Source organism: Streptomyces sp. NPDC054932 (assembly GCF_053610205.1).
The window spans coordinates 74,011-81,620 of record NZ_JBSGXU010000013.1 but is presented as its reverse complement, the minus strand read 5'-3'; the positions used below and the strand labels follow the sequence as shown (position 1 = coordinate 81,620).

The 7,610-nt window shown below is 73.9% G+C and carries 9 protein-coding genes; 7 read left to right on the top strand and 2 right to left on the bottom strand.

What is annotated here, in order from left to right; genetic code table 11:
• Positions 1-301: 301 nt before the first annotated feature.
• Positions 302-1,627 carry a tetratricopeptide repeat protein gene (locus tag ACWGE1_RS06215; RefSeq protein ID WP_453419367.1) on the bottom strand — a complete coding sequence of 442 codons (1,326 nt, stop codon included), beginning with the start codon at positions 1,625-1,627 and terminating at the stop codon, positions 302-304.
• A 242-nt stretch (positions 1,628-1,869) separates the two neighbouring features.
• Here ACWGE1_RS06215 and ACWGE1_RS06210 point away from each other — a divergent pair, with 242 nt between their 5' ends.
• From ACWGE1_RS06210 to ACWGE1_RS06200, 3 genes are all read left to right on the top strand, one after another.
• Complete coding sequence (locus ACWGE1_RS06210) at positions 1,870-2,268, top strand: hypothetical protein (protein WP_453419366.1); 399 nt, start codon at positions 1,870-1,872, stop codon at positions 2,266-2,268.
• Between the two features lie 33 nt (positions 2,269-2,301).
• A complete protein-coding gene (locus ACWGE1_RS06205) occupies positions 2,302-3,180 on the top strand; it encodes a spermidine synthase (protein ID WP_453419365.1) in 879 nt (292 codons plus the stop codon).
• A gap of 153 nt (positions 3,181-3,333) precedes the next feature.
• Positions 3,334-3,975 (top strand): class I SAM-dependent methyltransferase, encoded by a 642-nt coding sequence (locus tag ACWGE1_RS06200; protein ID WP_453419364.1) that lies wholly within the window; start codon positions 3,334-3,336, stop codon positions 3,973-3,975.
• Positions 3,976-4,017: 42 nt separating this feature from the next.
• Here the strand turns inward: ACWGE1_RS06200 and ACWGE1_RS06195 are convergent, their stop codons facing one another.
• Entirely contained in the window at positions 4,018-4,563 is a 546-nt protein-coding gene (locus ACWGE1_RS06195; protein WP_453419363.1) for a hypothetical protein, read from the bottom strand.
• A gap of 79 nt (positions 4,564-4,642) precedes the next feature.
• On the opposite strand from ACWGE1_RS06195, the gene ACWGE1_RS06190 reads away from it, so the two are divergent.
• Genes ACWGE1_RS06190 through ACWGE1_RS06175 form a run of 4 tightly spaced genes read left to right on the top strand, consistent with a single transcriptional unit; the run spans position 4,643 to position 7,594 of the window.
• Positions 4,643-5,332 carry a response regulator transcription factor gene (locus ACWGE1_RS06190; protein WP_301370931.1) on the top strand — a complete coding sequence of 230 codons (690 nt, stop codon included), beginning with the start codon at positions 4,643-4,645 and terminating at the stop codon, positions 5,330-5,332.
• A 7-nt stretch (positions 5,333-5,339) separates the two neighbouring features.
• Entirely contained in the window at positions 5,340-6,746 is a 1,407-nt protein-coding gene (locus ACWGE1_RS06185; protein WP_453419362.1) for a sensor histidine kinase, read from the top strand.
• Positions 6,747-6,773: 27 nt separating this feature from the next.
• Positions 6,774-6,938, top strand: a complete 165-nt coding sequence (locus tag ACWGE1_RS06180) for a DUF5993 family protein (protein WP_453419361.1) — start codon at positions 6,774-6,776, stop codon at positions 6,936-6,938.
• 2 nt (positions 6,939-6,940) lie between these two features.
• On the top strand, positions 6,941-7,594 hold the full coding sequence (locus tag ACWGE1_RS06175; RefSeq protein WP_453419360.1) for a disulfide bond formation protein B: 654 nt from the start codon (positions 6,941-6,943) through the stop codon (positions 7,592-7,594).
• The last annotated feature ends 16 nt before the right edge of the window (positions 7,595-7,610 follow it).

The following is a 7,610-nucleotide window of genomic DNA, read 5'->3' as shown; positions in this document are numbered from 1 at the left end:
CGTCCCCACTCCCCTCCGCCCGGGCTGCCGAAGCCCCGGCGTGGGGCGGGGACACGCAGGAGGGTCCCCGCAGGACGAGCGCGCAACCCAGGCCGAACGGCACAACCACGGCCGCAGGCGCGAGCCGAGGAGACCCTCGTGCGGGGCACCGACCCACCCCCGTACACGGCCGAGCACCCCGCAGGGGATCCGCACCCCGCAGGGGACCGGCCGAGGAGACCCTCGTGCGGGGCACCGCCCCACCCCCGTACACCGCCGAGCCCCCCGCAGGGGATCCGCACCTCGCAGGGGCGCCGCGGGCTCAGACAGAGGCGTGGCGGGTCAGGAATGCGCCGACGCGGGGGGAGCGCTGGTGGGGGACGAGGGTGCCGGCCGTTTCCGCCAGCATCGAACGGACCCGCGTCGACTGGACCTCCGCCAGGAGGTCCAGCACCCGGCCCCCCGCCCACGCGGCCTCGTCGGGGGCGCCCGCCCGCGCCAGGTCGCCGGCCAGCTCGGCGGTGTAGAGGGCGACGTTCCGGGCGAAGTGGGGATCCTGGAGGTCGGCGGCGCGGCGGGCGTGCCGGGCCGCGCGGGCGTGCTCGCCGAGTGCCGACCAGCAGCGGGCCTCCAGGGACTCCAGCTCCGCCTGCCCGAAGAAGGACATCCACTCGGGGTCGTTGTCGGACTCGCCCCGGGAGAACTCCGTGTGCGCCCGGGTCAGCGCCTCCTCGCAGGCCTTGCGGTCGGCCAGCCCCGCCCAGCCGCCGGCCTCCCGCAGCGCGAGCAGGGACAGCAGCCGCGGGGAACCGAGGGAGCGGGCGGCGCGGAGGCCCGCCTGGGCGGCCCGTACCGCCTCGCGGGAGCGGCCGCAGTCCCGGGCGAGGAAGGCCATGTTGCTGAAGGCGTGCGCCTCCAGGCCCGCGTCCCGCGCGACCCGGGCCGTCGCCAGGGCCTCCGCGTAGTGCGAGCGGGCGTCGTCGAAGCGGCCGGAGTCGTGGGCCAGCCAGCCGACCGAGACGGCCAGTTCGCCGGCGCCCGCGTGCAGCCGGTCCTCGGTGGACTGCCGGGTGGCTCCCGCGTCGAGCAGCGCGTAGGCGGTGCGCAGGGGTTCGGCGGCCCTGCGGTAGAGGGCGTCGGCGCCGTGCCGGTCGTCCAGCAGGCGGATCTGGCGTACCGCGTCCTCGACGGCGGCGGCCTCGGACTCGCCGGCACGGGAGGGGAGCCGGCGGGTGTCACCGGGCAGGGTGAGGCTGAGCGTCGCGGCCGCCACGGTCGCGGAGCCGCCCGCCATGAACGCGCGACGCAGCACGTCGCTCTCCTTGGAACTGGAAGGGGAACGGGGGGTGAGCACGGAGGGTGCGGCGGGGTGGCGCTGGGCCGAGCGGCCGCGGACGCTCTCGCGGGGGGAGAAGCCCAGATCGGCCAGGGCGCGGCCGGGGAACATGTGGAGGAAGACCCGCTCGTACGCGTAGTTGGGGCAGCGGATCTCGCCGGACTCGACCCGGCCGATGTAGCGCGCGTCGCAGGAAACCGTTTCTCCGATTTCCTTCGCCGCCCGGCGCACCAGGGCCGCGAACTCGGCCGGGGAGTGCTGCCCGCGCAGCCGCCGGAACGTGGAGTTGGGTGAGTGGGGGGACGCCGCCATGGACGTGGCCTCTCTGGCAAGGAACGCTGCACCGGCGCTGTGACGTGGGGTCCGGCGCGCATGAACGTACCGCCAGTGGCAGGGTGTTCATGCGATGTTTGCCTACAAAACGGATATCTCACCCGCGATCCGCCATGAACTGCCATCCTTTGCGGCGTCTTGCCACCGCACCCGTTGACGTTCCCGTGCGTTGAACCCATGCGGATACGGATCGAGGAGGGGTTCCCTTGATGGAGGGCTGCATGGAGAGCACTGGAACGAATACCGCGTCCGAGCCCGGCGCGGCGGCCCCGGACCTGGTGACCGTGCCCACCCGGCAGGGGCTGGAGGCGGTGGACATCATCCGCCGCGCGGCCAGTCAGGCCGGCGGGGTCGGCCCGGTCCTGCACGACGGTTCCGGCGACACCCTCGGCTTCCTCGTCCCGTCCGGCACCGCCGACGCCTGGGACCTGCCGGGCAGTGCGTGTACGCAGACCAACGGGCGGGGGATGCGCTTCGGCGACGCCGTCTCGCCCGCCGCGGGCGCCACCGGCTGGCTGCTGCCGCCGGAGGCCGTCGGGCCGGTCACCGATCCGGACGTGCTGCGCGCGGCGCTCGGCGAGGCGGCCCGGCTGATCGAGGCCGCGGACAACTGCCGCTGAGGTGTCCGGGCCGCCGACCGTCACAATGGGGTGGTGGCAGGCAAGGACAGGAACAAGGGCAAGCAGCGCGGCCGCGGCGGCGCCGAGGCGGTCGTCGGGCAGGTGGACGGCGGCCGGGCGGAGCTGGAGCCGGACCGGGAGCGGGCCGGCGCCTGGACCCTGCTGATCGACGGGGCCCCGCAGTCGCATGTGGACCTGGACGATCCCGGGTACCTGGACTTCGCGTACCAGCGGCGGATCGGTCACCTGATCGACCTGGTCGCACCCGCCCGCCAGCCCCTGAACGTGGTGCACCTGGGCGGCGGCGCCTTCACCCTCGCCCGCTACACGGCCGCCTCCCGCCCCCGCTCCACCCAGCAGGTGGTGGAGATCGACGCCGCTCTGGTGGCCTTCGTACGGGAACACCTGCCGCTGGATCCGCAGGCGCGGGTCCGGGTCCGCGCGGTGGACGCGCGGGCGGGTCTGGCCAAGGTCCCGGACGGCTGGGCGGACCTGGTGATCGCGGACGTGTTCAGCGGGGCGCGCACCCCGGCGCACCTGACGAGCACCGAGTTCCTGGACGACGTACGCCGTGCCCTCGCGCCCACCGGGTGGTACGTGGCGAATCTGGCGGACGGTCCGCCGCTGGCCCATCTGCGGAGCCAGATCGCGACGGCCGCGTCCCGGTTCGCGGAGCTGGCGCTGGCCGCCGACCCGGTAGTCTGGCGGGGGAAACGTTTCGGCAATGGCGTCCTGGTGGCGGCCGACCGTGAACTGCCGGTCGCGGAATTCACCCGCCGGGTCGCGAGCGACCCGCACCCGGGCCGTGTGGAGCACGGCCGGGCGCTGGCGGACTTCGCGGGCGGTGCGACACCGGTCGCGGACGCCTCGGCAGTGGCCTCGCCGCAGCCGCCGCCCTCGGTCTTCCGGTAGGCGTGCCCGCAGGACGGGCGCACCGCCCATGTGGAGTGCGCTTCCGCACATAAAGATCCGCAGAGGACTCCCGTCGGGTGCCCGCGCTGCGTAGCCTGTAGACCCCCTGGGAGGGTCGCCCCTTCTATGATGCGTTCAGGAGACGGCAAAGCAATGTCTGATGTCCCCACCCCCGGCACCCCGACCTCGGGCGCTCCGAACACCCCCAGCACCGCCACCTCCGACTACACCAAGCGTCTCGCCCGCCTGGAGCAGTCCGGAATCAAGCGGTTCGTGCCGACGCAGGCGCCGTACCGGTGGAACCTGCAGCGGCTGCAGCTGGGCCGGGTCCTCGACGTCGGCTGCGGGCTGGGGCGCAACCTGCTCAACTGCGGACCCGACAGCGTCGGTGTCGACCACAACCCGCACTCGGTACAGACCTGCCGTGAGCGCGGCCTGAACGCCTACACCCCCGACGAGCTGGCCGCCGCCCCCGACTGCGGGCCCGGATCCTTCGACAGCCTGCTCATCGCGCACGTGCTGGAGCACATCGACGAGGAGCTCGCGGGCTCGCTGCTGGAGCAGTACCTTCCGCTGGTCAGGCCGGGCGGCTCGGTCGTCATGATCACCCCGCAGGAGCTCGGCTACCGCACCGACGCCACCCACGTCCGCTGGGTCGGCTTCGAGGAGCTGCGCAGCCACGCCGGCAAGGCCGGGATCGCCGTCCGGCGGACCTACTCCTTCCCCTTCCCCCGCCCGATGGGCAAGGTCTTCCCGTACAACGAGTTCGTGCTGGTCGGCACCGTTCCGGCCTAGGCGGCCGGGCGCCCGGGGGTTTCGGCCCCCGGGGGCCGGGGCTCAGGGGTCGACGATCTCCACGATCGGCGGGTGGTCGTGCCAGGTGCAGAACACCGACACCTCCCGGCCGTCCCGGGTGAAGGTGACCCGGATCCAGAAGTCCTGCTTCCACACCTGCATCCGCCACCCGGCCGCCGGGGTGGCCGAGACCAGCTCGGCGGTGGACGCGCCCAGCGAGAAGACCACGCGGCCGCCCGACACGGGATAGGCCTGCACCTTGCCCGGATCCTGCCCCTCGGCCTGCTGGTACGGGCTGGGAGTGGCCGACGGCTTCGGGGACTTCCCCGGGGTGGCCCCGGCGGTCGGTGACGCCTCCGGGGTGGGCGATCCGGAGGGCGACGGGGACGGGGACGCGGACTGCGACGGGGTCCCGGGCGTCGGCGCCTTGTGCGTCGACGAGGACAGCGGCTGGCCGGCCAGGGGTACCGCGAGCGGTGGATCGTAGGCCGTCCCCGACATCACGGTGTGCACGCCCCACCACGACAGCGTCACTGCCGCACCGGTCGCCAGCATCCAAGCCGTGGCATGAAGAAGTCCTCGTAGCATCAAGGCACATACTGCACCACCCGCCCCAAGAGTGTCCCGACACCCCGCTGGGTCGCCCGGATGGACTACGGTGCGGGCCATGGCAAGTGTGCTCGTGGTCGAGGACGACCAGTTCGTACGATCCGCCCTCATCCGGCACCTCACCGAGGCATCGCACACGGTGCGGAGCGTCGGCACGGCCCTGGAGGCCCTGCGCGAGGTCGCGCATCACCGGTTCGACGTGGTCATCCTCGACCTCGGACTGCCCGACCTGGACGGGTCGGAGGCGCTCAAGATGCTGCGCGGCATCACCGACGTACCCGTGATCATCGCCACCGCGCGCGACGACGAGGCGGAAATCGTCCGGCTGCTCAACGACGGCGCCGACGACTACCTGACCAAACCTTTCTCCGTGGAACACCTCTCCGCCCGGATGTCCGCGGTCCTGCGCCGCGCCCGGGCCTCCGCCGGGGCCGAACCGCCCTCGCGCGTCCTGCGCGTCGGCGGCCTCGCCATCGACCCGCTGCGCCGCCAGGCCGAGCTCGACGGGGCCGTACTGGACCTCACCCGCCGGGAGTTCGACCTGCTGGCCTTCCTCGCCGGCCGGCCCGGGGTGGTCGTGGCCCGGCGCGAACTGCTCGCCGAGGTCTGGCAGCAGTCGTACGGGGACGACCAGACCATCGACGTCCACCTGTCCTGGCTGCGCCGCAAGCTCGGCGAGACCGCCGCCCGGCCGCGCTACCTGCACACGCTGCGGGGGGTCGGGGTCAAGCTGGAGCCGCCGCGGTGAGCACGCGATGAGATGGGCCCTGGTCAAGGTGTGCCTCGCGGTCACGGCGATGGTGGTCGTGGCCTTCGCCGTACCCCTCGGGCTCGTCGTCCAGGAGATGGCCAGCGACCGGGCCTTCTCCAACGCCGAGCGGCAGGCCGCCACCATCGGGCCGACGCTGTCCATCACCACCGACCCGGTGCAGCTGCGCAAGGCCGTGGAGTCCACGCAGATGGGTGCCGCCCGGCGGATGGCCGTCCACGTGCCCGCGATCGGCGACAGCCCGGCGGTGGACATCGGCCGGAGCCGGGCCGGTGAGCGCGCCGTCGCGGAGACCCGGCGGATGGGGCGGGCCACGACCGCCTCGGTCACGGGCGGGGGCTCGGCGCTGCTCCAGCCGACCGCGCTCGGGTCCGGGGACATCGCCGTGGTGGAGATCTTCGTACCGGAGAGCGAGGTCAGCAACGGCGTCGCGACCGCCTGGCTGGTGCTCGCGGGCGTCGGGCTGGCCCTGATCATCGGCTCGGTCGGGGTCGCCGACCGGCTCGGCGCCCGGCTGGTCCGGCCGGCCGAACGGCTCGCGGACGCGGCGCACCAGCTCGGCGAGGGCAGGCTCGGTGCCCGGGTGCCCGAGGACGGGCCGAAGGAACTGCGCTCGGCGGCCGTCGCGTTCAACGCGATGGCCGACCAGGTGGTCGAACTCCTCGCCAACGAGCGGGAACTGGCCGCCGACCTCTCGCACCGGCTGCGGACCCCGCTGACGGTGCTGCGGCTCAACACGGCCTCGCTCGGCGACGGACCGGCCGCCGAGCAGACCAGGACGGCCGTGGAACAGCTGGAGCGCGAGGTCGACACGATCATCCGTACGGCCCGGGAGCAGCGCCCGGCCACCGGCCCGGGGGCCGGTGCGGGCGCGGGCTGCGACGCCTCCGAGGTGATCCGCGACCGGATGGCCTTCTGGTCGGCGCTCGCGGAGGACGAGGGCCGCGAGGTGCGGCTCGCGGGGGTGGACCGCACGGTACGGATCCCCGTGGCCCGGCCGGAACTCGCCGCCGCGCTCGACGCCATGCTCGGCAACGTCTTCCGGCACACCCCCGAGGGCACCCCCTTCGCGGTGGACGTCCACGACGCGGGTGACGCCGTCATCGTGCTGGTCTCGGACGCGGGACCCGGCATCTCCGACCCGGACGCGGCCCTGCGCCGCGGCAACGACGGCGGCCGCGACGGCTCGACGGGCCTCGGCCTGGACATCGTGCGCCGGGTCGCCGAGTCGACCGGCGGCGACGTCCGGCTGGGGCGCTCGGTGCTCGGCGGGACCGAGGTCCGGGTCTGGATCGGCCTGGACGGCCGGAGCCTCGGCGGCCCCGGTGCGGGCCGCGTCGGCCGCGGCCGACGCGGCAACCGACGTAACCGGGGGCGCGCCTCGCAGGCGTGATGTCGCCGTCTCGGTACGGTCCGCGGCATGGACACCCTGATCTTCGGCGGGCTCCTCGCCACGCTGGTCGCCCTGTACCGGGGCGCGTCACGGATGGTCGTGCTCGGCGCGTGGTGGGTCGTGCTGATCGCCGTCACCCTGCTCACCGCGCACCACATCACCAGCGGTCTCGCCCTGAAGCTGAGCTACTGACCGTGGCCGCGACGATGCACAGCCTCGTGCCGGACGCCCCGCCCGAGAGCGGCCTGCTGGGCCGGGCCCAGTACTGGTTCGCCTGCCTCTTCGCCGTCGGCTGGGCGGGTGTCGTCTGCGGCGGCCTCCTGTACCAGGTCGGCATGCGGGAGTACCCGTGCCCGCTGTGCCTCGTGCAGCGGATGTTCATGTTGCTGGCAGCCCTGGGCGCGGCGTACATCATCCGGGCGGCGCTGCTCAGCGGCACGGTGACGGGCCGCGTCTACATGACGGGCTGGGGCCTGTCCCTGGTCGCGGTGGCCGGAGGCTCCTTCGCGTCCTGGCGCCAGACGACGCTCCACATCCTGCCGGGGGACAAGGGCTACGGGAGCGAGGTGTTCGGCCTGCACCTGTACGTGTGGGCGTGGATCCTCTTCCAGGTCTCGGTGGTCGCCGTCGGCATCGCCCTGGCCTTCGCACACGCGACGGCGGACCGCGCCGTCCCGGCGACCGTCCCGGGGGCGCTGCGTTCGGCGGGGACGGTCGCGCTGTGGTTCCTGGGGCTGGTCATCGCCGTGAACCTGGTGGCGGTCTTCCTGGAGGAGGGCTTCCACTGGTTCCTCCCGGACGACCCGAACCGGTACCGGTTCTTCTACGATGTCGGGATCCTGGGCTGACCGGGCCCGGGGGTGC